At 65.4% G+C, this 22,879-nt stretch carries 26 protein-coding genes; 11 read left to right on the forward strand and 15 right to left on the reverse strand.

The features are described 5' to 3' along the window. Positions 1 to 56 precede the first annotated feature (56 nt). The 3 genes from GR158_RS09235 to GR158_RS09245 form a co-directional block, all read right to left on the reverse strand. Positions 57 to 431 carry a response regulator gene (locus GR158_RS09235; protein ID WP_134647704.1) on the reverse strand — a complete coding sequence of 125 codons (375 nt, stop codon included), beginning with the start codon at positions 429 to 431 and terminating at the stop codon, positions 57 to 59. Further along, positions 400 to 2,352 carry a PAS domain S-box protein gene (locus tag GR158_RS09240; RefSeq protein ID WP_160870846.1) on the reverse strand — a complete coding sequence of 651 codons (1,953 nt, stop codon included), beginning with the start codon at positions 2,350 to 2,352 and terminating at the stop codon, positions 400 to 402. The genes GR158_RS09235 and GR158_RS09240 overlap by 32 nt, the downstream gene beginning before the upstream one ends. A gap of 103 nt (positions 2,353 to 2,455) precedes the next feature. Continuing rightward, positions 2,456 to 2,947, reverse strand: coding sequence for a MarR family winged helix-turn-helix transcriptional regulator (locus GR158_RS09245; protein ID WP_160870847.1), 492 nt, complete (start codon positions 2,945 to 2,947; stop codon positions 2,456 to 2,458). A gap of 108 nt (positions 2,948 to 3,055) precedes the next feature. Between GR158_RS09245 and GR158_RS09250 the strand changes: the two genes are divergently transcribed. From GR158_RS09250 to GR158_RS09265, 4 genes are all read left to right on the forward strand, one after another. Continuing rightward, positions 3,056 to 3,478 (forward strand): organic hydroperoxide resistance protein, encoded by a 423-nt coding sequence (locus GR158_RS09250; RefSeq protein ID WP_134647698.1) that lies wholly within the window; start codon positions 3,056 to 3,058, stop codon positions 3,476 to 3,478. A 144-nt stretch (positions 3,479 to 3,622) separates the two neighbouring features. Beyond that, on the forward strand, positions 3,623 to 3,799 hold the full coding sequence (locus tag GR158_RS09255; RefSeq protein WP_160870848.1) for a hypothetical protein: 177 nt from the start codon (positions 3,623 to 3,625) through the stop codon (positions 3,797 to 3,799). A gap of 160 nt (positions 3,800 to 3,959) precedes the next feature. Beyond that, the gene (locus GR158_RS09260; protein ID WP_134647696.1) at positions 3,960 to 4,337 is read left to right on the forward strand and encodes an MbcA/ParS/Xre antitoxin family protein; all 378 of its coding nucleotides are present in this window, start codon (positions 3,960 to 3,962) and stop codon (positions 4,335 to 4,337) included. Further along, on the forward strand, positions 4,297 to 5,055 hold the full coding sequence (locus GR158_RS09265; RefSeq protein ID WP_160870849.1) for an RES family NAD+ phosphorylase: 759 nt from the start codon (positions 4,297 to 4,299) through the stop codon (positions 5,053 to 5,055). The genes GR158_RS09260 and GR158_RS09265 overlap by 41 nt, the downstream gene beginning before the upstream one ends. Here GR158_RS09265 and GR158_RS09270 read toward each other — a convergent pair. Further along, positions 5,044 to 6,564, reverse strand: coding sequence for an ABC-F family ATP-binding cassette domain-containing protein (locus GR158_RS09270; protein ID WP_160870850.1), 1,521 nt, complete (start codon positions 6,562 to 6,564; stop codon positions 5,044 to 5,046). The two genes, GR158_RS09265 and GR158_RS09270, sit on opposite strands and share 12 nt — an antisense overlap. 373 nt (positions 6,565 to 6,937) lie before the next feature. Then, complete coding sequence (locus GR158_RS09275) at positions 6,938 to 8,503, reverse strand: helicase HerA-like C-terminal domain-containing protein (protein ID WP_160870965.1); 1,566 nt, start codon at positions 8,501 to 8,503, stop codon at positions 6,938 to 6,940. A gap of 243 nt (positions 8,504 to 8,746) precedes the next feature. On the opposite strand from GR158_RS09275, the gene GR158_RS09280 reads away from it, so the two are divergent. Beyond that, a complete protein-coding gene (locus GR158_RS09280; protein WP_134647690.1) occupies positions 8,747 to 9,136 on the forward strand; it encodes a hypothetical protein in 390 nt (129 codons plus the stop codon). 100 nt (positions 9,137 to 9,236) lie between these two features. Here GR158_RS09280 and GR158_RS09285 read toward each other — a convergent pair whose 3' ends face one another. The 3 genes from GR158_RS09285 to GR158_RS09295 all read right to left on the reverse strand — a co-directional run bounded on the left by GR158_RS09285 (position 9,237) and on the right by GR158_RS09295 (position 12,785). Next, positions 9,237 to 10,391, reverse strand: a complete 1,155-nt coding sequence (locus GR158_RS09285; protein WP_160870851.1) for an MFS transporter — start codon at positions 10,389 to 10,391, stop codon at positions 9,237 to 9,239. A gap of 303 nt (positions 10,392 to 10,694) precedes the next feature. Continuing rightward, entirely contained in the window at positions 10,695 to 11,528 is an 834-nt protein-coding gene (locus GR158_RS09290; protein WP_160870852.1) for an aldo/keto reductase, read from the reverse strand. A 63-nt stretch (positions 11,529 to 11,591) separates the two neighbouring features. Next, positions 11,592 to 12,785: an MFS transporter gene (locus tag GR158_RS09295; RefSeq protein ID WP_160870853.1), complete on the reverse strand. Its 1,194-nt coding sequence runs from the start codon at positions 12,783 to 12,785 to the stop codon at positions 11,592 to 11,594. 153 nt (positions 12,786 to 12,938) lie between these two features. Here GR158_RS09295 and GR158_RS09300 point away from each other — a divergent pair, with 153 nt between their 5' ends. Further along, positions 12,939 to 13,832 (forward strand): LysR family transcriptional regulator, encoded by an 894-nt coding sequence (locus GR158_RS09300; RefSeq protein ID WP_160870854.1) that lies wholly within the window; start codon positions 12,939 to 12,941, stop codon positions 13,830 to 13,832. Positions 13,833 to 13,838: 6 nt separating this feature from the next. On the opposite strand, the gene tam is transcribed toward GR158_RS09300, so the two are convergent. The 5 genes from tam to GR158_RS09325 form a co-directional block, all read right to left on the reverse strand. Then, positions 13,839 to 14,612 carry a trans-aconitate 2-methyltransferase gene (gene tam / locus GR158_RS09305; RefSeq protein ID WP_160870855.1) on the reverse strand — a complete coding sequence of 258 codons (774 nt, stop codon included), beginning with the start codon at positions 14,610 to 14,612 and terminating at the stop codon, positions 13,839 to 13,841. A gap of 1 nt (position 14,613) precedes the next feature. Beyond that, a complete protein-coding gene (locus GR158_RS09310) occupies positions 14,614 to 15,264 on the reverse strand; it encodes a haloacid dehalogenase type II (RefSeq protein WP_134647678.1) in 651 nt (216 codons plus the stop codon). A 91-nt stretch (positions 15,265 to 15,355) separates the two neighbouring features. After that, a complete protein-coding gene (locus GR158_RS09315; protein WP_160870856.1) occupies positions 15,356 to 16,363 on the reverse strand; it encodes a serine hydrolase in 1,008 nt (335 codons plus the stop codon). Between the two features lie 105 nt (positions 16,364 to 16,468). Further along, the gene (locus GR158_RS09320) at positions 16,469 to 17,101 is read right to left on the reverse strand and encodes a CatB-related O-acetyltransferase (protein WP_160870857.1); all 633 of its coding nucleotides are present in this window, start codon (positions 17,099 to 17,101) and stop codon (positions 16,469 to 16,471) included. A gap of 160 nt (positions 17,102 to 17,261) precedes the next feature. Next, on the reverse strand, positions 17,262 to 18,302 hold the full coding sequence (locus GR158_RS09325) for a zinc-dependent alcohol dehydrogenase family protein (protein WP_160870858.1): 1,041 nt from the start codon (positions 18,300 to 18,302) through the stop codon (positions 17,262 to 17,264). Between the two features lie 182 nt (positions 18,303 to 18,484). Here GR158_RS09325 and GR158_RS09330 point away from each other — a divergent pair, with 182 nt between their 5' ends. Beyond that, on the forward strand, positions 18,485 to 19,366 hold the full coding sequence (locus tag GR158_RS09330; protein ID WP_160870859.1) for a branched-chain amino acid aminotransferase: 882 nt from the start codon (positions 18,485 to 18,487) through the stop codon (positions 19,364 to 19,366). A gap of 55 nt (positions 19,367 to 19,421) precedes the next feature. On the opposite strand, the gene GR158_RS09335 is transcribed toward GR158_RS09330, so the two are convergent. Continuing rightward, positions 19,422 to 19,814: a hypothetical protein gene (locus GR158_RS09335; protein ID WP_202402215.1), complete on the reverse strand. Its 393-nt coding sequence runs from the start codon at positions 19,812 to 19,814 to the stop codon at positions 19,422 to 19,424. 207 nt (positions 19,815 to 20,021) lie between these two features. On the opposite strand from GR158_RS09335, the gene GR158_RS09340 reads away from it, so the two are divergent. The 3 genes from GR158_RS09340 to GR158_RS09350 all read left to right on the forward strand — a co-directional run bounded on the left by GR158_RS09340 (position 20,022) and on the right by GR158_RS09350 (position 21,369). Then, complete coding sequence (locus tag GR158_RS09340; protein ID WP_134647666.1) at positions 20,022 to 20,624, forward strand: superoxide dismutase; 603 nt, start codon at positions 20,022 to 20,024, stop codon at positions 20,622 to 20,624. Positions 20,625 to 20,718: 94 nt separating this feature from the next. Continuing rightward, a complete protein-coding gene (locus tag GR158_RS09345; protein WP_160870860.1) occupies positions 20,719 to 21,000 on the forward strand; it encodes a DUF6516 family protein in 282 nt (93 codons plus the stop codon). Further along, complete coding sequence (locus tag GR158_RS09350; RefSeq protein WP_117369025.1) at positions 21,001 to 21,369, forward strand: transcriptional regulator; 369 nt, start codon at positions 21,001 to 21,003, stop codon at positions 21,367 to 21,369. On the opposite strand, the gene GR158_RS09355 is transcribed toward GR158_RS09350, so the two are convergent. Next, positions 21,366 to 22,055, reverse strand: a complete 690-nt coding sequence (locus GR158_RS09355; protein WP_160870861.1) for a YafY family protein — start codon at positions 22,053 to 22,055, stop codon at positions 21,366 to 21,368. The genes GR158_RS09350 and GR158_RS09355 overlap by 4 nt on opposite strands. A gap of 121 nt (positions 22,056 to 22,176) precedes the next feature. Between GR158_RS09355 and GR158_RS09360 the strand changes: the two genes are divergently transcribed. Next, complete coding sequence (locus GR158_RS09360) at positions 22,177 to 22,812, forward strand: LysE family translocator (protein WP_160870862.1); 636 nt, start codon at positions 22,177 to 22,179, stop codon at positions 22,810 to 22,812. Positions 22,813 to 22,879: the final 67 nt, after the last annotated feature.

The raw sequence follows: 22,879 nt of genomic DNA on the forward strand, positions 1-22,879 counted from the left end.
GTGCAAATCGTTTGGGTTGTGGGTGGTGGCCACAACCGAGAACGCCCCGAACCGCCTCAGCCCAGCAGTTCGTCCATCATGCGCAAGTGGTCGGGCACCAGCGGCTTTTCGAAATAGCTCTTGACGAAATCGTACTGCATGGCCCGCTCGCGGTCCTTGCCGAGACGCGAACTGGTCAGCATGGCGACGATGGGGGCATGGACCTCGAATTCCTCCGCGTAACGGTCCAGGAACTCGAAGCCGTTCATCACGGGCATGTTGATGTCGAGGATGATGGCATCGGGCGTGTCGCCGCGCAGCACGTCGAGCGCTTCCGCGCCGTCGAAGGCCTTCAGCACATGGATGGCCGGGTCGTATTTGCGGATCGTGTACTCGCAGATGAACTGATCGTTCTCGTCGTCATCGACGACCAGGATCGACTGGATTTTCATGTTTTTCCTCGACGGGAAGCTCGATGATGAACCGGCTGCCCTTGTCCCTTGCCTCGTAAAGCGCGCTGCCGCCGAGCGATTCCGCGCTTTTCCTCAATATATAAAGGCCAAGCCCGCTGCCGAAGGACCGGTTGGGGTGCAGCCGTTTGAACATCCTGAACAATAAATGGCGGCTGGCGGGCGGAACGCCCAGACCGTTGTCCTCCACCGACAGTCGTATCCCGCCGGCGGAGCGGAGGACGCGGATATCGATCCTCGGCTGCGCCTCCTGCGGATCGTGATACTTGATCGCGTTGGAGAGCATGTTGCCGACGATGACGTCGAATTTCGATGGATTGCTAATAATTGTCAATTCTGCGGCGATGTGATTTTCGATGTGGATGCGCCTGAATTCCTCCAGGTGAGAGAGCGAATCCACGGCATCGGAGACGGCGGCACGCAGCGCGATCGGGCGTTTTTCCTCCTCCATCAGGCGGTTGCGCGTGATGGTGATGATGTTCTGGATGAGGTGGTCGAGCCGGCCGAAATTCTTCTCCATGCGCTGGAGCGTCTGGCCGAGCCCCTTGAGGTCGCCGTCGGCCAGCATCATGCGCGAAATGTTGAGCAGGCCCATCGACGAGGCGATCGGCGAGCGCAGGTCGTGCGAGGTGCGATAGGCGAATTCCTCGAGCTCGGCATTGGCTTCGATCAGCGCGTGCTCGCTCTCCTTCCGGTCCGAAATGTCGCGCACGATGCCGCTATAGACCGTCGAGCCGTGGCGATCGATGCGGGCGACCGCCAGGTCGAGCGGGAAGACCTCGCCGTTCTTGCGCCGGCCCTCCGCCTCGCGGCCGATGCCGATGACCTTGGCCTCGCCGCTGCGCTGGTAGTTGGCGATATAGCGGTCGTGCTCGCGGTGGTAGGGATCGGGCATCAGCATCTTGACGTTCTGGCCGATCATCTCGTCGGGATCGTAGCCGAAGATGCGCGTGCAGGCCGCGTTGACCTTGAGGATGGTGCCGCGGTCGTCGATCAGGATGATGCCGTCGACCGCGTTGTCGATGATGGCGGCAAGCTGAGCGCGGCTTTCGGCGAGGTCGTCCGCCATGCCGCGTGCCCGGCGCGACGAAAAATAGAGATGCGCGACCAGCCCGCCATAGAGGAGGCCGGAGATCACGATGAGCGAGGTGAGCGTGGAGCGCGGATTGCCGGTATCCGCCGTAAACGTGATGCCGAAGGCGACCTCGTAGCGGGTCAGCTCGTAATAGGCCATCGCCAGCAGCACGAGATAGGTGGAAAGGCCCAGGATGCTGGCGAGGGTGGAGCGATGGAAGCCGGTCTCCTCGGTCTCGACGAAAACGATGGAAATGCCGAGCGCGATGAAACAGCTGGCGCTCGGGATGGACATGCGCGTGAAGCGGATCCAGTCATGCGCGATATCGAGCGCGATCGCATAGCCGATGAGGGCCGCGGCGGCGATGATGATGGCCGAGAGCCCGAGCACGACCTGCACGGCGTCGGTCTTGCGCCTGATGATACGCAGCAGCAGCGCCAGGCTGACGAGAATGAAGCAGAGGGCGGTGTTCGGCGCGATGCGGCCCGGCCGGCTGGTGCCGATGTCCACGAAGGGCGTGTTCAGGAGCGTGTCGATGCCGATATCGATCGCAAGGACGTGCTGCGACAGGGCCAGCACACCATAGATCAGGACCACCACCAACATCAGCGCGGGCAGGGTCCGCAAACCGCGAGACGTGAAGAGGACGGCGGCACCGGTCATGGCGGCCGCGAGAGCCGCATTGAACTTCATGCCGAGAAGGGCGGGCAGGCGGGCGGCAAGAGCGGCCGGCTCCGCGAGCCAGAACGTCATCATGCCCATGCCGATGACGAGGCACCAGGTGCCCGCCGCAATGTTTGCCCGTTGCCAGGACCACTGCCGGTTCAATCGTTCCCCCAGACGCGGCTCTGATCCGCCGCGTGGCGCACTCTAGCGGGAAGGGGCGGCCGGCTAAAGGTCTGCGGATGAAGGAACTGGGGAAAGGCCGCGTTCAGGCGGCCGTATCGTGCCGCGCGGCGGCTTCCAGCCGTGCGGTGAGCTGTTGCAGCTCCCCCGTCAGCGACCGCACGCTCTCCAGGGTGCAGCCCGTCGCCTGGCGGATCGCCTTGAGGATGCCGATGGCCGAACCCTGCATCGCCTTGCCCTTGTCCGTGAGGGTGATCAGCACCTGCCGCTCGTCGGCCTTGTCGCGGGCGCGGCGGATATGGCCTGCCGCCTCCAGCCGCTTGAGGAGCGGCGAGAGCGTGCCGGAATCGAGCCCGAGCGTCTCGCCCAGCGCCTTGACCGTGCGGCCGTCCTCCTCCCACAGCGCCATCAGCACGATATATTGCGGATAGGTGAGGCCGTAGGGATCGAGCAGCGGCTTGTAGGTGCGGTTCATCGCATGCGCCGCGGAATAGACGGCAAAGCAGAGCTGCTGGTCGAGGGCCAGCGCGCCCGGCGGAATGTCGTTGGTCTCGGCTTCGTCACGTTTGTCTGTCATGGTGCCATTGTCGCATGGAACGACCGAAATTGCAATTTTGCAAAATCATATTGCGCACAATCTAATTTTGCGCTATCAACAATCATCAACACAGGAAAGGAGACACCCATGCCCATTCTCTACAGGACTAAGGCTTCTGCAACCGGCGGCCGCGCCGGCCATGGCGCAACCGAAGACGGCACCGTCGATGTCACGCTGACCGTTCCCAAGGAACTCGGCGGCGATGGCGCCACCGGCGCAAACCCCGAAAAGCTCTTCGCTGTCGGCTATTCCGCCTGCTTCCTCGGCGCGCTCAAGTTCGTCGCCGGCAAGGAGAAGGTGAAGATCCCGGATGATGCCAAGGTCACCGCGACCGTGGGCATCGGCCCGCGCGAAGATGGCGGCGGCTTCGGCATCGAGGCATCGCTGGAAGTGTCCGCCCCCGGTGTCGACAAGGCCGTGCTGGAAGACCTCGTCAAGAAGGCGCATGTCGTCTGCCCTTACAGCCACGCCACCCGCGGCAACCTGGACGTCAAGACGACCGTCGTCTGATCGGGCGCCCGAATTCGAAAGGCCGTCCCGTGTCCGGGGCGGCCTTTTGCTTGTTCCCCCGGAAACAGCGCATGCGGCCGCGCCGTGAGACCTTCTGATCACCGGACGAGAACAGCTCGTCACCCCAGAGATCAGGAGAGACCCATGCGCACGTTCATCGTTTCCGCCACCATCGCCCTCGTCGCCGCCGTTTCCTTCGCCGCACCCTCGCAGGCCGGAAACTACAGCTACGGCTACAAGCCCCAGTGCTTCATCAAGAAGGTGAAGTCCTACGATTACTACGGCAATGTCGTGATCAAGAAGATCAAGGTCTGCAAATAACCCTTGTCGTTCATGACCTCCCCGAAGGCCCGGATGTCCCCTGCATCCGGGCTCTTTGCCGTCGATACGGTCCTGAGCCGATTGGATCCGCACGATCCACCTCTCCCTTGTCATTGGAAAAATATAGGCTATATTCTTTCTCATGAAAGGAGATCGCATCATGCAGCGCAAACCCGTTCTTCAGGCCAATGCCGAAGGCGTCGTGCTCACCAAGGCGGCGGTCAATGCGGCCGAGCGGCTCGGGCTGACGGCGCGCATCCTCTCGGCGGTCATCGGCGTTTCCGAGGCGACGGTCTCGCGGCTCAAGCGGCAGGATGTGCTTCTCGAACGCGGCACCAAGCCCTTCGAACTCGCCGTGCTGCTCGTGCGCCTGTTCCGCTCGCTCGATGCCATCACCGGCGGCGACGAGGGGGTGGCCCGCGCCTGGATGAGCGCGGAGAACACGGCTCTCCAGGCCCGTCCCGTCGATCGTATCGTTTCCATTTCCGGCCTTGTCGATGTCCTTGCCTATCTGGACGCCCGTCGCGCTCTCGTCTGAGGCGCGGCCCTTCGCAGGCGAGGTCTGGCGGCTCGTCGAGGCGCAGCACCGCGTCTCCACGCTGAAGCTCGTCGATACCCTGGACGAGCAGGCGCTGCTGGAGGACCTGCTCGAAGACAGCAAGCCCGTGCTGCCGCCCGAATGCGCCGGCCTCGATTACCTGCTTGCCACACCCTTCCGCTATGGCGCGGCCTATCCGCACGGCTCGCGGTTCCGCCGCGCCGGCCGCACGCTCGGCGTCTACTATGCCGGCCTGACGGTGGAGACGGCCTTGGCCGAAATGGCCTTCTACCGGCTGCTGTTCTTTTCCGAATCCCCCGCGACGCCGCTGCCGGCCAATGCCGCCGACTACACCGCCTTTTCCGCCGCCATCGCCACCGAACAGGCGATCGATCTCACCCGCCCGCCGCTCGACCGCGATGCGGCCTCATGGACGCACCCGACCGATTACGCCGCCTGTCAGGCGCTGGCCGATGCCGCGCGGCAAGCCGGCATCGACGCCATTCTCTATCGCTCGGTGCGCGATCCCGGCGCCGGCGGCAACATGGCCTTGCTCACCGCGAAAGGCTTTGCCGCGCCGAAGCCGGTGGAGCGCCAGACCTGGCGCATCCGGCTTTCGCCGCTTGGCGTGCAGGCGCTCTGCGACCACCCGCCAAGACGCATCGGCTTTTCCCGCGAGGATTTTGCAGGCGATCCGCGCATTGCCTTACGCAAATAGCGCGGCTTCCTCGAAGAAGTCTTCCGGACCGTCCACCTCGACCAGCCGCCGCTTCTCGATGAGCCAGAAGCGGTTCGCCACCGTCCGCACGAAGGCGCGGTCGTGCGATACGAAGAGGCAGCTCGCCTGTTGGGCGGTCAGCTCCCGTTCCAGCGCTTCCTGTCCCTCGATATCGAGATGGTTGGTCGGCTCGTCGAGCACATAGAAGTTCGGGTTGGTGAGGCGCAGCACCAGCATGCCGAGCCGGGCCTTCTGCCCGCCCGACAGCAACCCGACCGGCCGGCCCTGCATCTCCATGGAAAAACCCGCGCCGGCCAGCAGGCTGCGCGCCCGCTGGTCGCCCACATCGAAGCGGTGGATGATCGTGCCGTGCGGCGTCTCGTCGTCCGACAGGTCCGAAAGCGCCTGGTCGCCATAGCCGAGCACCAGCGAGGGCGTCGGCTTGATGCCCTCCTGCGCCTCACCCTCGATGGCCGCCTTCAGCCGCCGCACCAGCCGTGTCTTGCCGGTGCCGTTGAGGCCAAGCAGCACGATCCTGTCACCCTGGCAGATGAATTTTTTGCCGGTGCGGAAGAGAAGCGTGCCGTCGGGTGTTTCGACCGGACAATCCTCCAACGTCACCAGCACCTTGGCATGGGTGCCGCGATTGGCGAGCCGGATGGCGCCGGCGGCATTCTCCTGATGGGCGGGACGCGCCGCATCCTCGATCCGCTCCGCACGGGCCTTGAGCTGCTTGGTCTTCACCATGAGCAGGTCGCTGCCGGAGTTGACGCCGATATTGTGCAGCTTCGCCGCCTGCTGGCGCAGCTGCGCCGCCGTCTTCATGTCCTTCTCGAAGCGCCGCTCCTCGGCGGCATCCGCCTCGTCCAGCGCGGCGCGGGCGCGGGAATAGGGCAGGGCGAAGAGCTGCGAGCGCTCGGGCCTGAGGAACAGCGTGCGGTTCGTCACCGCATCGAGAAAGGCGCGGTCGTGGCTCGAAAGGATGACCGGCATGTCGCGCGGCAGGGTGGCGAGCCAGCTTTCCAGCCGGGCGATCTTTTCCAGGTCGAGATGGTTGGTCGGCTCGTCGAGCAGAAGCACGTCCGGCTCGCCGACACGCACGCGGGCGATCAGCGCGATGCGTTGCCAGCCGCCGCTCAGCGCCGCAAGCGGACGCTCGCGCAGGTCCTGCGGCACCTCCAGTTCCTCGAGCGTGACATCCGCCCGCCAGCTTTCGCTGTCCCGCTGCTCGGCCGGCAGCGCATCGAGCACCGCCTCACGGAAAGTCAGGGCCTCAAGCCCGGGCGCGATATGCTGCTCCATATGGCCGACGGTCAGGCCGCGGGCGCGGGTGATCTCGCCCGTCGTCGGCTCGAAGGCGCCGGTGATGCATTTCAGCAGCGTGGATTTGCCCCGCCCGTTTGCGGCGATGAGCCCGATGCGGTCGCCGCTGGCGACGGCAAGGCTGAGATTCGAAAAAAGCGGGGTGGAAAACGTGACGCCGAGCGCACGGATATTGATGAGCGACATGAAAGTTCTCTGGTCTTCAAGGCCCCGCGGCGCGGCATCGGCCGTCGGTCACGCGGAGGCACAAGGACATTCGATGCGGTGGACCGCATCGCCGGAAGGGCAGACCAGAAAAGAAAGTGTGTTCGTTCCGATCAGCCCTGCAAACGCATTTGCAGGGCAAAACCAGGGCCATGTGTGCGATGTGGCAGGAAGCCGACCTTCACGGCACAGCCCTCTCTTACGTGTTGCGAACGGCAGATGGGTAACATCGGCGGGACCGATTGGCAACGGGGCGGGTGGGTTACCCCCCCTCTGCCCTGCCGGACATCTCCCCCACAAGGGGGGAGATTGGCTGGAAGGGCAGAGGGGGTGAGCGGCTAACTCCGATGCAGCCCTACCGCCGCAAGCTCCCCAGGATGCCGCGCACCAGCGCGCGGCCGAGGGAGGACGCCACGGTGCGTGCCACGGATTTCATCGCCGCTTCCGCGACCGTCTCGCGCTGATAGCCCGCACGGGGCTTGGCCTGCTTGGGGGCGGACGTGGCGGCGGGCTCCTCGTCGCCGAAGCCGGGCAGGGTCCAGCGGCTGCCGCCGGAGGGCTGCTGGCTCGTCTGGTCGGCGTCGGCCTGCTGCTGCGCGGCGGCGGCATCGACCGCCTTCTTGGCCCGCGCCGTCAGGATTTCATAGGCCGACTCGCGGTCGAAATCCTCGTCATAGAGGCCGGCGACGGGGCTCACCTTCATGATCGCCTGGCGCTCCGCCTCCGTGACGGGGCCAAGCCGCGAGGCCGGCGGGCGGATCAGCGTGCGTTCCACCATCGAGGGCGCGCCCTTGCCCTCCAGCGTCGAGACCAGCGCCTCGCCGGTGCCGAGATTGGTGATGACCTCGGCGCAGTTGAAGTCCGGGTTGGGGCGGAATGTGTCGGCGGCGGTCTTCACCGCCTTCTGCTCGCGCGGCGTATAGGCGCGCAGCGCATGCTGCACGCGGTTGCCGAGCTGGGCGAGCACCGTCTCGGGCACGTCCAGCGGGTTCTGCGTGACGAAATAGACGCCCACGCCCTTGGAGCGGATGAGGCGCACGACCTGCTCCACCCGCTCGATCAGCACCTTCGGCGCATCGTTGAACAGGAGATGGGCCTCGTCGAAGAAGAACACCAGCTTCGGCTTGTCGGGATCGCCCACTTCCGGCAGCACCTCGAAGAGCTCGGAGAGCATCCACAAGAGGAAGGTGCCGTAGAGGCGCGGGTTCATCATCAGCTTGTCGGCGGCCAGCACCGAGATTGCGCCGCGCCCGTCATTGGTGGTGCGCATGATGTCGGAAATCTTCAGCGCCGGCTCGCCGAAGAACTGCACGGCGCCCTGCTGTTCGAGGATCAGCAGTTCGCGCTGGATCGAGCCGACCGAGGCCTTGGAGATGAAGCCGAACTGGTTGGAAAGCGTCGAGGCGTTCTCGCCCATATAGTTGAGCAGCGCCTGGAAATCCTTGAGGTCGAGCAGCGGCAGGCCGCCCTGGTCGGCGATCTTGAAGGCGATGTTGATCACGCCTTCCTGCGCATCCGTCGCGTTCATCAGGCGCGAGAGCAAAAGCGGGCCCATTTCGGAGATGGTGGTGCGGACACGGTGGCCCTTCTCGCCGTAGAGATCCCAGAAGATCACGGGGAATTCCTGGAATTCGTAGGGCGTGAGCCCGATCTGGTCGGCGCGCTTCTGGAGAAAATCCTTCGGCTCGCCGATCGCGCCGATGCCCGAGAGGTCGCCCTTCACGTCGGCGCAGAACACCGGCACGCCGGCATTGGAGAACCCTTCCGCGAGGATCTGCAGCGTCACCGTCTTGCCCGTGCCGGTCGCGCCCGTCACGAGGCCGTGGCGGTTGCCGAACTTCAGGTCGAGATATTCGGGCTTGTTGTTGGTGTCGTCGGGCTTGCGGCTGGTGCCGATATAGAGTTTTCCGTCCTGAAGAATGGAATCCGTCACGTTGAAACTCCCTGACTGCCGGTTCCTGCCACGATTCCCGTGACGGGGCGGATCGCCGCGCCGAACGGTTTTCATTGAATCGTCTCAGGGAGGTTATAAGGATAGTCAGGCACGGGAACAACACGCTTTCACGGCCGCCACCCGGCGGTCGAATTCGCGGCCCACCGGCTTGAGTTTGCCGGAGAACTCATTTACCTTGACGTTAACGTCAATTCCTTTGGAGGATCGTCCATGAATGAACTCGTCACTCGCGTCGCCAATGCCGTCGGCATCGAGCCTGCCCTTGCCGAAAAGGCCATCGGCATGATGCTGGGTTTCCTTCAGCGCGAGGCGGCCGATGGCCCCGTTGCGCGCATGATCGAAGCCATTCCCGGCGCCTCCGACCTCGTCGCCCAGTATAACGGCGAAGGCGAGGGCAAGGGCCTGCTCGGCGGCCTGATGAGCGCCCTCGGCGGCGGTGGCGTCATGGGTCTCGGCCAGCAGCTGATGAGCCAGGGCCTCGGCATGGGCGAAATCACCGGCCTCGCCAAGGAAACGCTCGCCGTCGCCCGCGAACACGCCGGCGCCGAGACGGTCGACGAAGTCGTCGATTCGGTCCCGGGCCTCAGCCAGTTCGTCTGATTTTTTCGATCGCCATCCCGCTCAAGGGCGGGATGGCCTCCTCATGCTGCCTGCGCCTTCAGCCACTTGCGCAGCCGGCCGCGGGCATTGGCATAGCAGCCTACCGCTTCCGCGCCTTCATCATGAAAGCCGTAAAAACCACCAGCCCGATGCCCACCGAGAGCGGTCCGGCCTTGGGGCCGCCGGCTTCCATGATGGCGCCCGTCAGGCCCGATCCCGCCCCGCTGCCGGCCGCATAGGCGAGCGCGAAGGCAGCGCTGCCGGCGACCAGCATGGCGCCGCTGTGGCGTTCGCCGAGCATGGTGAGCGCGCAGGTGTAGAGCGAGAAGGTGGCCGTGCCCATCAGCGCGAAAACGGAGAGGATGGCGATCTCCGAGGTCATGGAAGGCAGGAGCAGGTAGCTCGCGGCCGCCACGGTGACGGCGGTGAGTGCGACGCGTTCGCGCGGGAACCGGTCGAGCAGCACGCCGATGAAGGGCTGGGCGATGGCCGTGGGCAGGGCGAGCACGGTGACGCTGACGGCCGCGAAGGCCTCGCTATAGCCCATCTTCACGAAATAGACCGGCATGGCGGAGATCGCCGCGATATCGGCAAAGCCGAAGACGAAGACCATGCCGGCCAGGAGCGGCGCGGCGCGGAGGAAGCGGAAGACATCGCCGGTGGAGGACGGTTCCGGCACCGTCTTCGTCGAGAACATCAGCATGGCCGTCGCGAAGGCGACGATGGCGAGATAGATCGCCGTCATGGCGAAGCCGATGCCGCTTGCGCTGCCCAGAAGCGGGATGGCGAGCGGCCCGGCGGCAAAGCCCGCGCACATGCCGGCACCATAGATGCCGGAGACGCGGCCGCGCAGGCGGTCCGGGCAGGCGGCGTTCAGCCACGCCTCGCCCAGCATGAAGATGAGGCTGGCGAAGAAACCCAGCAGGAAACGCGCGAGAAGCCAGACGGCGAAGGAGCCGGAGGCCGCGAAGGTGGCAAGGCACAGCGAGCAGCCGATGAGGCTTGCGATGATCAGCCGGTCGGCGCGCCAGCGGGCCGTCAGCGTGCCGAGCATCAGGGTGGAGGCGGCAAGGCCGCCGGCGAAGGCCAGCGCGTTGACGCCGATCAGCCCCGGCGAAAAGCCGCGCGCCTCCAGCGTCAGCGAGATCAGCGGATAGGTCAGCCCCTGCGCGACGGAAAAAGCGGTCACGCCGAGCACGACGGCGACGATGGCCGGCCAGTCCGGCGAAAAGACGGTTGAAGACGAGGATTGCATGAGGGGCTCCCAGCCGCACGCGCGGCGGCGGCTCCATCCATATCCGGCCGCCGCGCCTTTGGGAAGCGGGGCTATTTTTCGCGGTGGAGGCTGGGATTGCCGGGTCTGAGGCGAGGCGGTTCAGCTTCCCTTCTCCCCTTGGGGGAGAAGGTGGCCCGAAGGGTCGGATGAGGGGGAGAGTGAAAGCTGAGCGGCTCCTTGCCTGCGGCATCCCCCTCATCCGCCTGCCGGCACCTTCTCCCCGCGGGGGAGAAGGGGAAACTGAACTGCCTTGCTCCCTATTCGGCGCTTGGCAGAAGCGTATCAGGCAGCCACATCCCACGCCGGGGCGAGGCCGTCCGGGCTGACGATGCGGCCGTCGGCGCGGGCGAGAGCGTGGATGCGCTTCATCTCGTCCGCCGTCAGCGCGAAGTCGAAGATCCCCAGGTTTTCGGCAAGCCGCGCCTCGGTCGCCGTCTTGGTGAGGGCCACCACGTCCGGCTGCTGGATCAGCCAGCGCAGCGCGACCTGCGCGGCCGACTTGCCATGGGCGGCGGCGATCTCCTTCAGCACCGGCGCGGCCGGCACCTTGCCATCAGCCATGGCGAAGTAGGCCGTGAGCGCCATGCCGTAGGTCTCTGCCGCTGCGTGCACCTTCGTCTGGTCGAGGAACGGGTGGTACTCGACCTGGTTGGTGGCGAGTGGTGCTGCGCTCAGGCGCACGGCCTCGGCCATCAGGGCGGTGTTGAAGTTGCTGATGCCGATATGCCGGGTCAGGCCGCGTTCGCGCACGGCATTGAGTTCGGCGATCTGCACGTCGAGCGGCACGGCATCGTTCGGCCAGTGCAGCAGGAGAAGATCGACATGGTCGGTCCTCAGCTTGCGCAGGCTTTCCTCCACCGAGGCGGCAAATGCGCCCTTGGCGTAGTTCGCGACCCAGACCTTGGTGGTGAGGAAGATGTTTTCCCGCGCGATACCCGAGCGCTGGATGGCCTCGCCGACGGCGGCCTCGTTCTCGTAGATCTGGGCGGTATCGACATGGGTGAAGCCGGCCTGCAGCGCCTTCGGCAGGATCGAGAGGACGTCGTTTTCCGGCATGCGGAAGGTGCCGAAGCCGAGCTGGGGAATGTGGGCGCCATTGGCGTCGACGGTTTTCATAAGGTCTCCTTTTGAGGTTGGTGGCCCGCCGGACCGAGAAGGATCGTCCGGCGGGAGAGGGGTTCAGGCAAGCTCGGCGGCGGCGCCCGGCTGGCTGCGTTCGCGGCGATCGAGCGCGCCGCTGAGGAGCGTCAGGCCGAGCGCGCCTGCCACGAGGATCGCGCCGACCCAGGGCGTTGCGCCAAGCCCGAGCGGCGAAGCGACGACGAGCCCGCCGATCCAGGCGCCGGCCGCGATGCCGAGATTGAAGGCGGCGATGTTGAGCGCGGAGGCGACATCGACGGCGGCGGGGCGGTGACGCCGGGCCATGTCGACCACGTAAAGCTGGAGGCCGGGCACGGTGGCGAAGGACAGGAAGCCGATGGCGGCGAGCGTGACCAGCGCCAGGACCGGGGAGGGCGCGGTCAGGGTCAGCACGGCGAGCGCCGCCGCCTGGAGCGCGAACATCACGGCAAGCGCCTGCACCGGATCGCGGTCCGCGATCCTGCCGCCGACGAGATTGCCGATGGCGATGGCGACGCCGTAGAGCACCAGCACGAGGCTGACCATGTTGGCGGAGAAGCCGGTGATGTCCTGCAGCAGCGGCGACAGGAAGGTGAAGGTGACGAAGGTGCCGCCATAGCCGAGCGCCGTCATGGCGAAGACGACGAGGAGGCGGCCCGAGCCGAGCACGCGCACCTGCTGCATGAGGCCGGCCGGCGTCTCGCGCTTGAGATCGGAGGGCAGCAGCAGCGCGATGGCGGCGAGCGCGACGACGCCAAGGCCGGCCACGGCCCAGAAGGTGGCGCGCCAGCCGAAGGTCTGGCCGATGAAGGTGCCGAGCGGCACGCCGGTGACGATGGCGACGGTCAGCCCCATGAACATCATGGCGATGGCCGAAGCGCGGCGGTCCGGCGCGACGAGATCGGCGGCAATGGTGGCGCCGACGGAGAAGAACACGCCGTGCGCGAAAGCCGAGAGCACGCGGCCGACAAGCAGCATCTCATAGGTCGGCGACAGCGCGGCCAGCGCGTTGCCGGCGATGAACAGCGCCATGAGGCCGACCAGCAGCGGCTTGCGGCCGAGCCTGCCGGTGAGCGCGGTCAGAACCGGCGCGCCGAAGGTCACGCCGAGCGCATAGACGGAGACGATGAGGCCGGCGAGCGGCAGGGTGATGTCGAGGTCGGAGGCGACGGTCGGCAACAGGCCGACGATCACGAACTCCGTGGTGCCGATCGCGTAGGCCGCGACGGTCAGGGCAAAGAGGGCAAGGGGCATGGAACACCTTCACGGGGTTACGGGCGCGCAGGGCTTGAGAATGGCCCCGGTCGCCGCGCGGAACGGATGGTGCGAATATGCGGCCTCGCCACTTGAATGATAATCGGCAGCAATGGATAAATGGCTGTGAAACAAATTCACAGGATGGGACCCATGGACAACCGCACCGGCGAAATGGAGGTCTTCGTCTCGGCGGCCGAGACGGGTAGCTTCTCGGCGACGGCGCGCCGCCTGAAGCTCACGCCCTCGGCGGTCAGCAAGCTGGTGACGCGCATCGAGGACCGGCTCGGCACGCGCCTTCTCGTGCGCACCACGCGCTCGCTGCTGCTGACGCCGGAAGGCGAGACCTATCTGGCGCGCGCCCGGCGCGTGCTGGCGGAAATCGACGAGATGGAACGGCTGGTCGCGCAGGGCGCGCAGGCCAAGCCGCGCGGGCTGCTGCGCGTCAATGCGACGATCGGGTTCGGCGAGTGCTACATCATCCCGCTCGTCGGCGAATTCCTCTCGCTCTATCCGGATGTGCGGCTGGAGCTGTCGCTCAGCGACGGGCTGATCGATCTCGTGGAGGAGCGCACGGATATCGCGTTCCGCACCGCACCCATGGCCGATTCATCGCTCAAGGCGCGCAAGCTCCTGGTCAGCCATCGCATCACGGTCGCCACGCCGGGTTATCTCGCCGTGCACGGCACGCCGCAGGTGCCGGCCGATCTCGCGAACCACAACTGCATCACCTTCACCTTCGGGCGTGCGCCGGGCGAATGGCCGTTCCTCGATCCCGGCACGAGCACCGTCTATCCCGTGCCGGCGCCGGGCAATGTCATGGCGGCAAGCGGCTCCGTCGCGCGGCTGCTCTGCCTGGAGGGCGTGGGCATTGCCCGCATCGGCAAGTTCCATGTCGACGGCGACATCGCCGCCGGCCGCCTTGTCGAAGTGCTGGCCGATTACAATCCCGTGCAGGAGGAGCAGGTGCACGCCGTCTATGTCGGCCACGAGCACCTGGCCGCGCGCATCCGCGCCTTCATCGATTTCCTCGCCGAGAAGATCTGACGCCGCTTACGCCTTGACCGCGATGACGAACAGCCGCGGAAAGCGTAGCAGACGCCGTCCGTCCGCAAGGGGCGGGTAGGCGGCGGCGATACGCCCTTCGTAATCGGCGAGGAAGGCTTCGTGGTGTTCGGCGGGGATATGGTCGAGATAGCGCCTGAGGCCGGTGCCCTTGACCCATTCCACGATGGCGCCGGCATCGGCCATCGGATGATTGTAGGCGGTATGCCACACATCGACGCGCGCAGCCTTGGGCGCGAGCGCATCGAAATAAGCGGCGGGTGGGGGAAGGCGCTTTCGGCGCGGCGCGCCGTCGGCAAATACGCTCTGCCAGGGACCGGCCAGCGCGCTTTCCTCCATCAGCCTGTGCGAGGGCTCATCGAAATTGTCCGGCATCTGCACGGCAAGCACGCCGCCGGGGCGCAGCCCGTCCATCAGCGTCGCCATGAGCGCCAAATGATCCGGCAGCCACTGGAACACGGCATTGGCATAGAGCAGGGCGGCGGGTGCCGGCGGACGCCATGTCGCAAGGTCGCATTCGACGAAATCCACGCCCGGCAGGCGCGCCCGGGCCGCCTTCAGCATGTCGGCCGCATTATCGACGCCCTTCACGCCCCGCCCGGGGAAGCGCTGCACCAGAAGTTCGGTGGAATTGCCCGGGCCGCAGCCGAGATCGTAGACCGTACCCGCCGGCAGATCGACCGGCACCTGGGCCAGAAGGTCGCGCGCGGGCCGCGTGCGTTCGTCTTCGAATTTCAGGTACTGTGCGGCGGACCAGGCCATGTCAGAGGCTTTCGAGCGAGGGAAGGATGAGCGCGGGGCCGAGGTCGAAATATTCGTCCGGCATGTCGGCGCGGTTGATCCAGACGGTGCGGAAGCCGAATTTCGTCGCACCCGCAATGTCCCAGCGGTTGGAGGACTGGAAGGACACGGCATCGGGATAGAGCCGGTAACTGGTCGTGACGAGATCGTAGACCGCGGGCGCGGTCTTGTAGGTCTTCAGCGCATCGACGGAAAAGATGTCGTCGATGACGGTGTCGAGCGCGGCGTTCTTCACCGCGGACGCGAGCATGGCGGGCGAGCCGTTGGAGAGAATGGCGATATGCGCGCCCCGGCTCTTCAGCGCCTTCAGCACCGCCGGCACTTCCGGATAGCAGTCGAGCGTCCAGTAGGCATCGAGCAGCTTCGACCGCAGCGCCGGATCGACGCCGCTGACGCGCTGGAACGTGTAGTCCAGCGCCTGCTCCGTCAGCTGCCAGAAATCGGCGTAAGCGCCCATCAGCGCGCGCGTCCAGGAATATTCCAGCTGCTTGGCGCGCCACATCTCGGAAAACAGCCGGTAGTCCGGCCCTACATCCCCCGCATGCCGCCGCACCGCCGCATGCACGTCGAACAGCGTGCCATAGGCATCGAACACATAGGCGGCATGGGACATGGCAGGCGATTCCCCCGGTTTCCTCGCTCGCGATTGGCGGTGATTGGCGAGGGAATGTCAATCGCACCGCGGGAGACGCGCTTCCTTGCATTCAGGGGGAGGCGGAAGCGATCGTCTTCAGCACGTCGATGAAGGCGCTGGTGCGCACACCCGACGGGTTCTGCTTGAGATCGACGGTCTGCACCACGACGAGCCGCTTCGACGGCACGACGGCGATGATCTGCCCGCCGTAACCGGACGCGTAGAAGGCATGCGGTCCCCAGGGGTCTTCGGGAAGCGTCCACCACATATAGCCATAGCCCTGCCGCATCCGTTTCGCCTGCGAATAGGCCGTCGTCGATTCCCGGACCCATGCCCGCGGAACGATCTGCTTGCCGCCCCACATGCCCTCGTCAAGGAAAAGCTGGCCGAAACGCGCGGCGTCCCGCGCGCTGAGCCGAAACGGATAGGCCGGGTGCTCGGACACCTTCTCGAGGACATAACGGCCGTCGCGAAGCGAGAAATCCTCCATGCCGATCGGCCGGGCGATCCGGTTCTGGAAGCTCGCGAAGATGTCTTCCCCGGTCCGCTGCCGGTAGATCGTGCCCAGCGTGTTGAAATCCCAGTTGTTGTAGAACCAGAAGGATCCCGGCGGATGGCTGCCGCGCTCCGGCCGCTGGCGTTTGATCGCCGCCGTCTCATGGGCGGCTTTATGGTAGATGCCCGATCGCGCCATCAGCAGATCGCGCACCGTCGCCGTTTTCTCCTCTTCTGTGAGGCGGGGCGCGGTGTCGTCGATGCCGAGTTCGGCAAGCGTGCTCGACAGGTCGATGCGACCATCGGCGACGGCAATGCCATAGAGCGCGCTGAGCAGGCTTTTGCGCACGGACGCCATGTTGACCTTGCGCGACGTGTCGCCCCACCGGGCAACGGCCCGACCGTCGTGAACGATCATCAGCGCGGTCGGCTTGAGTTTCTCCGCCTGCAGGCGCGCGGCCGCAAGCCGTTCCACGGACCAGCCGGCAGCGGCCGGATCGACGTCCTCCCACGCCTGGGCGCGGGCTTGCCCCGAGATGAGAACGCTCACGAAAAGCAGGCATGCGAAATAGCGAGCGAACATGGCCCCTCCCGTTTTCAACAGGCTGACCATCCAATCATGGCGGCTTTCCGGCTACTGACGCGACTGCCGGCACGCGCGGGATTTTTTCCGTGAGCAGGCGGTTCTTCAGGCCCGCCGCAGGGCGGCCATGTCGCCGCTGCTCAGTGCCGGCAGGTTGGCTTCGATCCTGTCGAGCGGCCAGTCCCACCAGGCGAGGCCAAGCAGCTCGTCGATGACGTCGTTCGAATAGCGCATCCGGATGACGGATGCCGGATTTCCGCCGACAACGGCATAAGGCGCAACGTCCCGGGTAACGACCGAGGCGGCGGCGACGATGGCGCCAGAACCGATATGGACGCCGGGCATGATGGCCGCATTCTGGCCGATCCAGACATCGTGATCCACGATCGTGTCTTTGACGGGCAGGTCCTTGTAGCCGAATGTCTCCGGCTTGAAGATGCGAAACGGATAGGTGGTGAAGCCGGCCATCGGATGGTTGGCGGAACTCGTGATGAAGTAGCTTCCGCGCGCGATCTGAACGAACTTGCCGATCACCAGCCTCTCGCGACATGCGTGCCCCAGATAGGGCGCCAGGATCAAGGCCGTGTCTTCGCGCCTGCCGGAATGCGTAAAATAGCTGAAGTCGCCGATCTCCATGCGCGGATGATCGATGACGTTCTTCAGGTAAACCGTGTCCCGATAGACGGTCCCGTCGGGCAGGGTGATGGGATGGATGGCCTGTGCATCAAGAAGAGCCATGGAGCACCTTTCAGGCATTCCGCCATCCCGCCATGCCGAAACGGCATTCCGGTGAACTTGGCGGCTGGTGCATCCACGCTATTGTCGCCGGACCGGGAAATCCATCGCGGCCCGGATATCGCTGCGATGAATAATTTTGATACCGAAACCAGACGCCGCGTCAGAACCGCGTGATCACGCTGATGCCGAGATCGGTGGCCTTGTCCATGGCCATCAGCGCCGGCACGGCCTCGTCGAGGCTGATATGGCGGCCGATCAGGTTTTGCGGGGCGAGCTTGCCGCTTTCGATCATGGCGAGCATGGCGTCGTAGCGCCAGGCCTGCATGCCGTGGCTGCCGTAGATTTCCAGCTCGTGGCCGATGACCTGCGCCATCGGGATCTGCGGCGCGGCATGGTCTGCCAGCATCAGGCCGACCTGCACATGGCGGCCGCGGCGGCGCAGGTTCTTGATGGAGTTGAAGCAGGTGACGGGCGAGCCGAGCGCATCGACGGAGGCATGTGCGCCGCCGCCCGTGATATCGCGCACGGCGTCCGCGACATCGACCACGTCCCTGGCATTGATCGTGGCGACGGCGCCCATCTTGCGGGCGAAATCGAGCTTCTCGTCGGAGATGTCGATGGCGACGGGGTTTGCGCCGAGGGCTGCCGCGATCATGATCGCCGAAAGGCCGACGCCCCCGCAGCCATGCACCGCCACCCATTCGCCGCCCGTCACCCGTGCCTGGTCCACCACGGCGCGGAAGGAGGTGGCGAAGCGGCAGCCGAGGCTGGCGGCGGTCGCATAGTCGATCGCCTCGGGCAGGTGCACGAGGTTCTGGTCGGCGTAGTCGATCGCGACATATTCGGCAAACGAGCCCCAATGGGTGAAGCCCGGCTGGAACTGCTCCTCGCAGACCTGCTGGTTGCCCGAGCGGCATTCGCCGCAATGGCCGCAGCCGGAGACGAACGGCACCGTCACGCGCTGGCCTTCGCGGAAGCGGCGCACACCCTTGCCGACCGCCACGACCTTTCCGGCAAGTTCATGGCCCGGCACATGCGGCAGCCTGATATCAGGGTCGTGGCCCATCCAGCCATGCCAGTCGCTGCGGCACAGGCCCGTCGCCTCCACCTTGACCACCACGCCGCCCTCCGTTGGCGTCGGGTCCGGCAGGGTGCGGACGTCGGGCGTGGCTTCGAAGGCTTCGAAATACATGGCGCGCATGGCTGTCTCCTTTTGCCCTCTATCGCATGCGCTCCGCGGCCTCTCAATCGCGCCACCCATGATAAGACCTGATGCACCTATTCAACATCTTGAATGGACAAGCGGCGCGCTGTGTCCGAAGTCAGGCGGACTTGACCGGCCCGGCCGGCCCGGCCTTGATGGGCGAAAAGGAGTTTTGAAAAATGCCAGTCGATACCTCACCGCGCTCGACGACCTGGACCTTCGTGGACGGCGAATGGATTTCGGGCAACCCGCCGCTCATCGGCCCCACCTCGCATGCCATGTGGCTCGGCTCGACCGTGTTCGACGGCGCACGCTGGTTCGACGGCATCGCGCCGGATCTCGACCTGCATTGCCAGCGCGTCAACCGCTCGGCGCAGGCGCTGGGCCTCAAGGCGACCGTGTCGGCCGAGGAGATCGAGGCGCTGTCGTGGGAAGGCGTGAAGCGGTTCGACGGCAGGACGGCCATCTACATCAAGCCGATGTACTGGGCCGAGCACGGTTCGTTCAGCGTCGTGGCGCCCGACGCGGAATCGACCCGCTTCGCGCTCTGCCTGTTCGAGGCGCCGATGGGCGATCCGAAGGCGGCCTCGTCGCTCACGGTCTCGCCCTTCCGCCGCCCGACGCTGGAATGCATGCCGACGGATGCCAAGGCCGGCTGCCTTTACCCGAACAATGCCCGCATGCTGGTGGAGGCCCGCAAGCGCGGCTTCGACAATGCGCTGGTGCGCGACATGCTGGGCAATGTCGCCGAGACCGCGTCGTCCAACATCTTCATGGTGCGCGACGGCGTCGTCTTCACGCCGGCCTCCAACCGCACCTTCCTCGCCGGCATCACGCGCTCGCGCGTCATCGGCCTGCTGCGGGAAGCGGGTTTCGACGTGATCGAGAGCGCGCTGACGCTCGCCGATTTCCAGGCCGCCGACGAGATCTTCACCTCCGGCAACTATTCCAAGGTCGTGCCCGTCACGCGCCTCGATGACCGCGACCTCCAGCCCGGCCCCATCACCGCCAAGGCCCGCGACCTCTATTTTGACTGGGCGCATTCCAACGGCGATGCCTGAACGACGAGAGCCGGTCGAAAGACCGGCTCTGCTGCCTGGGGCTATCTGTCGGGCATCACTCCTGCCCGGCCGGGTCCTGCGTGGTGTTGTCGCCGGTTTCGGCCTTCTTCTCGGCCGCTGCGGCGCGCTCGCTTTCGCGCACCACATGCAGGAAATCCGCGGTGATCGGCGGCGACATCTCGACCGTCTTCTTCTGCTTGTCGTAGATGCAGACATAGGTGATCTGGCTCTTGGCCTCCGGCGACAGGCCCTCGATTGCCGCGATGCCGTAGGATTCCGTGCCGGTCGGCTCCACGAAGACCGTCGGCGTTCCCAGGGCTTCCGGCAGGCTCGCCAGGCAGCTTTTCTCCACATCCGCGCGGAATTCCTCCCAGGCCTCGGGCGAGGAGGCATGCGCCAGCGGGGCGGTGAGGGAAAGGGCGATCATGGCAAGGGGAAGGGCGCGCATGGCAGGCTCCGTGTTGCGGTGAGGGGCGAAATGTCCCGAATCGGAATTCGTTCCGCTTCATCATTGATCTGACAGGCAAAAACGAAAGGATTTTGTCGAAGGTCGGGAAAATTTGGGAACCGGGCGGGTTGCCTCTTCCGGTTGCCGCTCCTATGTTCCGCTCACGGATTTCCTTGAAAAATTCCGTCGCCAAGAGGAGACATCACCATGGCTTTCGAACTTCCGCCGCTTCCCTACGATTACGATGCGCTTGCGCCCTTCATGTCGCGCGAAACGCTCGAATATCACCACGACAAGCACCACAAGGCCTATGTCGACAACGGCAACAAGCTGGCGGAAGAAGCCGGCCTCGCCGACCTCTCGCTGGAAGAGATCGTCAAGAAGTCCTACGGCACCAACCAGGGCCTCTTCAACAATGCCGGCCAGCACTACAACCACGTCCATTTCTGGAAGTGGCTGAAGAAGGACGGCGGCGGCAAGAGCCTGCCGGGCGCCCTGCAGAAGGCGATCGACAGCGATCTCGGCGGCTATGACAAGTTCAAGGCCGACTTCATCGCCGCCGGCACCACGCAGTTCGGTTCGGGCTGGGCCTGGCTCTCCGTCAAGGACGGCAAGCTCGCCATCTCCAAGACCCCGAACGGCGAAAACCCGCTGGTCCACGGCGCAGAGCCGATCCTCGGCGTCGACGTCTGGGAACACTCCTACTACATCGACTACCGCAACGCCCGCCCGAAGTACCTCGAAGCCTTCGTCGACAGCCTGATCAACTGGGACTACGTCCTGGAGCGCTACGAAGCCGCCACGAAGTAATTCGCTGACATGTGAATTTCAAAAAGCCCCGGTCGGGAACGGCCGGGGTTTTTGTTTGTCGACATGAGGCCAGATTGATGGCATAAATGCCAACATGGACGCCGTGCTTCTCGAACGTTCGAAGACTGTCCTGCCGGATGGCTCGATCATCGAGATCGTCTTGTGGCGGGTTCCCGAACCCGTTGCGGGGAGCGCGCATTCCTACAAATACCGTCTGTTTTACGGGCGTGATGGCCGGCGCATCGTCGGCTTCGACAATGAGCGCGGCAAGGGCGATCATTGCCATCTCGACGGGCGGGAATTCCGCTATGCTTTCACGACCGTCGCGGCCCTGCTCGATGATTTTCGAGCCGAAATTGCGAAAAGGAGGCCCTGAATGAGACGCGCACGCATCCAGATCCGCAGCGACGCCGAAGATGCACTGGCCGAGAGCCTGGCCCGCGCAACCGAGGCCGCGCGCACGGGAAAACCCTCCGATCCGGTCGCGACCTTCACCTTCAGCTCGCCCGCACAGCTCTTTTCGGTAATCAGCCCGAAACGCTGGGAATTGATCGAGCACCTGCAAAAAATCGGCCCGAGCAGTATCCGGGCGCTTGCCCGCTCGCTGGGGCGGGACGTGAAGCGCGTGCACGAGGATGTCGTCGCGCTGGCGGATTGGGGCATTGTCGATCGAACGGAGGAGGGGAAGGTCGAAGTACCCTTCGATGTCATCCATGCCGATTTCGATTTGCGGGCCGTTGCCTAACGCTGATTCTCCGCCCACCCGGCAATCCACAATTGCCTGAGCCCATCCCCTTCGCTGCGGAAATACGCCCCGGTCCTCTCGCAGGCCTTCACCCGGTCGGCGCGGAAGTTGCGGATGGCCTGGCGCAGCTCGCACCAGGCGACGATGTTGGCCGTCTCCGAATAGTAGATGAGGGCGATGGGGCGGATTATGCGTTCGGTGGCGCGAGCATATTCGTCGCGATAGTCGATCGATAGTTTTTCTTCGTCGCGGATGGCGCGGCGCACGGTGGCGAGGTCGATGCCCTCGGGCTGGCGCGGCACGCTGCCCCAGGCATGCAGCGCGCGGGCCGAGAGCGTGTGGCGCAGCGGCGGTGGCACGGCGCCGGCAATCTTGTCGGCGACGCGGCCGGCGGCGGCTTTCAGCTCGGTGTCGCCGGTGCGCTCCAGCAGCGCCAGCGCCAGCACGATCGCCTCCGTCTCCTCGATGGAAAACATCAGCGGCGGCAGGTCGAAGCCGGGGCGCAGGATATAGCCGATGCCGCGCTCGCCCTCGACGGGCACGCGCATCGCCTGAAGGGCTGCGATGTCGCGATAGATCGAGCGCACCGTCACCTCCAGCCGGGCGGCGATCTCGGCGGCGGTAACGGGCAAGCGGGCGAGCCGCAATATCTGGATGATCTCGAACAGCCGCGAGGCCTTGCGCATCGGTTTCTCCATCACAACTGACACATCCCTGTCAGTTGGCTTCCGTTATAGCACGCACCAAGCGCTTGAAACAAAAGGCAGCATAGGGCCGCCGCGCGGAAAACGGCAACGGACAACTGACGTGACCTACAGCGAAAACCTCTGGCTCTTCTTCCTGCTCGTGTCGGGCATCATCATCGTGCCGGGCATGGACATGGTCTTCGTCATGGCGAGCTCCCTCTCAGGCGGGCGCAAGGCCGGGCTGTCGGCCACCTTCGGCATCATGGCGGGCGGGCTGGTGCACACGCTCTATGCCGCGCTCGGTGTCGGCGTGCTGCTGCATTTCGCGCCGCAGCTCTTCAATATCCTGCTGGTCGCCGGCGCGCTCTATGTCGCCTGGATCGGCTGGCAGCTGTTTCGAAGCGCCATCGTCATCGATTCCGTCGATGGCATCGACCGGCGCGGTCTCGTCACCCGCTTCCGCCAGGGCGCGCTGACGAGCCTGATGAACCCGAAAGCCTATCTCTTCATGCTCGCCGTCTTCCCGCAGTTCCTGCGCCCGGAATTCGGCCCCGTCTGGCGGCAGGCGACCGTCATGCTGCTGGTCATCTGGGTAACGCAGCTTGCGGTCTATGGCGGGCTGGCGCTGGCGGCGGCCCGCAGCCGCGATGCGCTGACCGGCAACCCGGCGGTCACGCGCTTCATCGGCCGGGCGGCGGGCGTGCTCCTGGTCGTCATTGCCGTCGTTACCCTGTGGCGGGGATGGGGCAGCGTCTGATCCAAAAGGATTTCGGCCGTCAAAAAGATTTTACTTTCATGCGGTTCGCAAAATGCCATCATGCCGG

This window comes from Shinella sp. AETb1-6 (assembly GCF_009826875.1).
Taxonomy (GTDB): Bacteria; Pseudomonadota; Alphaproteobacteria; order Rhizobiales; family Rhizobiaceae; genus Shinella; species Shinella sumterensis.

Bases quoted from the DNA above. Each gene is read 5' to 3' on its own strand.
- GR158_RS09355 (WP_160870861.1), bottom strand. From the start codon at position 22,055: ATGCGCAAGGCCTCGCGGCTGTTCGAGATCATCCAGATATTGCGGCTC.
- tam (WP_160870855.1), bottom strand. From the start codon at position 14,612: ATGGCCTGGTCCGCCGCACAGTACCTGAAATTCGAAGACGAACGCACG.
- GR158_RS09265 (WP_160870849.1), top strand. From the start codon at position 4,297: ATGTCCTTGCCTATCTGGACGCCCGTCGCGCTCTCGTCTGAGGCGCGG.
- GR158_RS09270 (WP_160870850.1), bottom strand. From the start codon at position 6,564: ATGTCGCTCATCAATATCCGTGCGCTCGGCGTCACGTTTTCCACCCCG.
- GR158_RS09290 (WP_160870852.1), bottom strand. From the start codon at position 11,528: ATGAAAACCGTCGACGCCAATGGCGCCCACATTCCCCAGCTCGGCTTC.
- GR158_RS09350 (WP_117369025.1), top strand. From the start codon at position 21,001: ATGAGACGCGCACGCATCCAGATCCGCAGCGACGCCGAAGATGCACTG.
- GR158_RS09235 (WP_134647704.1), bottom strand. From the start codon at position 431: ATGAAAATCCAGTCGATCCTGGTCGTCGATGACGACGAGAACGATCAG.
- GR158_RS09260 (WP_134647696.1), top strand. From the start codon at position 3,960: ATGCAGCGCAAACCCGTTCTTCAGGCCAATGCCGAAGGCGTCGTGCTC.
- GR158_RS09280 (WP_134647690.1), top strand. From the start codon at position 8,747: ATGAATGAACTCGTCACTCGCGTCGCCAATGCCGTCGGCATCGAGCCT.
- GR158_RS09330 (WP_160870859.1), top strand. From the start codon at position 18,485: ATGCCAGTCGATACCTCACCGCGCTCGACGACCTGGACCTTCGTGGAC.
- GR158_RS09325 (WP_160870858.1), bottom strand. From the start codon at position 18,302: ATGCGCGCCATGTATTTCGAAGCCTTCGAAGCCACGCCCGACGTCCGC.
- GR158_RS09285 (WP_160870851.1), bottom strand. From the start codon at position 10,391: ATGCAATCCTCGTCTTCAACCGTCTTTTCGCCGGACTGGCCGGCCATC.
- GR158_RS09255 (WP_160870848.1), top strand. From the start codon at position 3,623: ATGCGCACGTTCATCGTTTCCGCCACCATCGCCCTCGTCGCCGCCGTT.
- GR158_RS09245 (WP_160870847.1), bottom strand. From the start codon at position 2,947: ATGACAGACAAACGTGACGAAGCCGAGACCAACGACATTCCGCCGGGC.
- GR158_RS09335 (WP_202402215.1), bottom strand. From the start codon at position 19,814: ATGCGCGCCCTTCCCCTTGCCATGATCGCCCTTTCCCTCACCGCCCCG.
- GR158_RS09315 (WP_160870856.1), bottom strand. From the start codon at position 16,363: ATGTTCGCTCGCTATTTCGCATGCCTGCTTTTCGTGAGCGTTCTCATC.
- GR158_RS09320 (WP_160870857.1), bottom strand. From the start codon at position 17,101: ATGGCTCTTCTTGATGCACAGGCCATCCATCCCATCACCCTGCCCGAC.
- GR158_RS09250 (WP_134647698.1), top strand. From the start codon at position 3,056: ATGCCCATTCTCTACAGGACTAAGGCTTCTGCAACCGGCGGCCGCGCC.
- GR158_RS09300 (WP_160870854.1), top strand. From the start codon at position 12,939: ATGGACAACCGCACCGGCGAAATGGAGGTCTTCGTCTCGGCGGCCGAG.
- GR158_RS09345 (WP_160870860.1), top strand. From the start codon at position 20,719: ATGGACGCCGTGCTTCTCGAACGTTCGAAGACTGTCCTGCCGGATGGC.
- GR158_RS09340 (WP_134647666.1), top strand. From the start codon at position 20,022: ATGGCTTTCGAACTTCCGCCGCTTCCCTACGATTACGATGCGCTTGCG.
- GR158_RS09310 (WP_134647678.1), bottom strand. From the start codon at position 15,264: ATGTCCCATGCCGCCTATGTGTTCGATGCCTATGGCACGCTGTTCGAC.
- GR158_RS09295 (WP_160870853.1), bottom strand. From the start codon at position 12,785: ATGCCCCTTGCCCTCTTTGCCCTGACCGTCGCGGCCTACGCGATCGGC.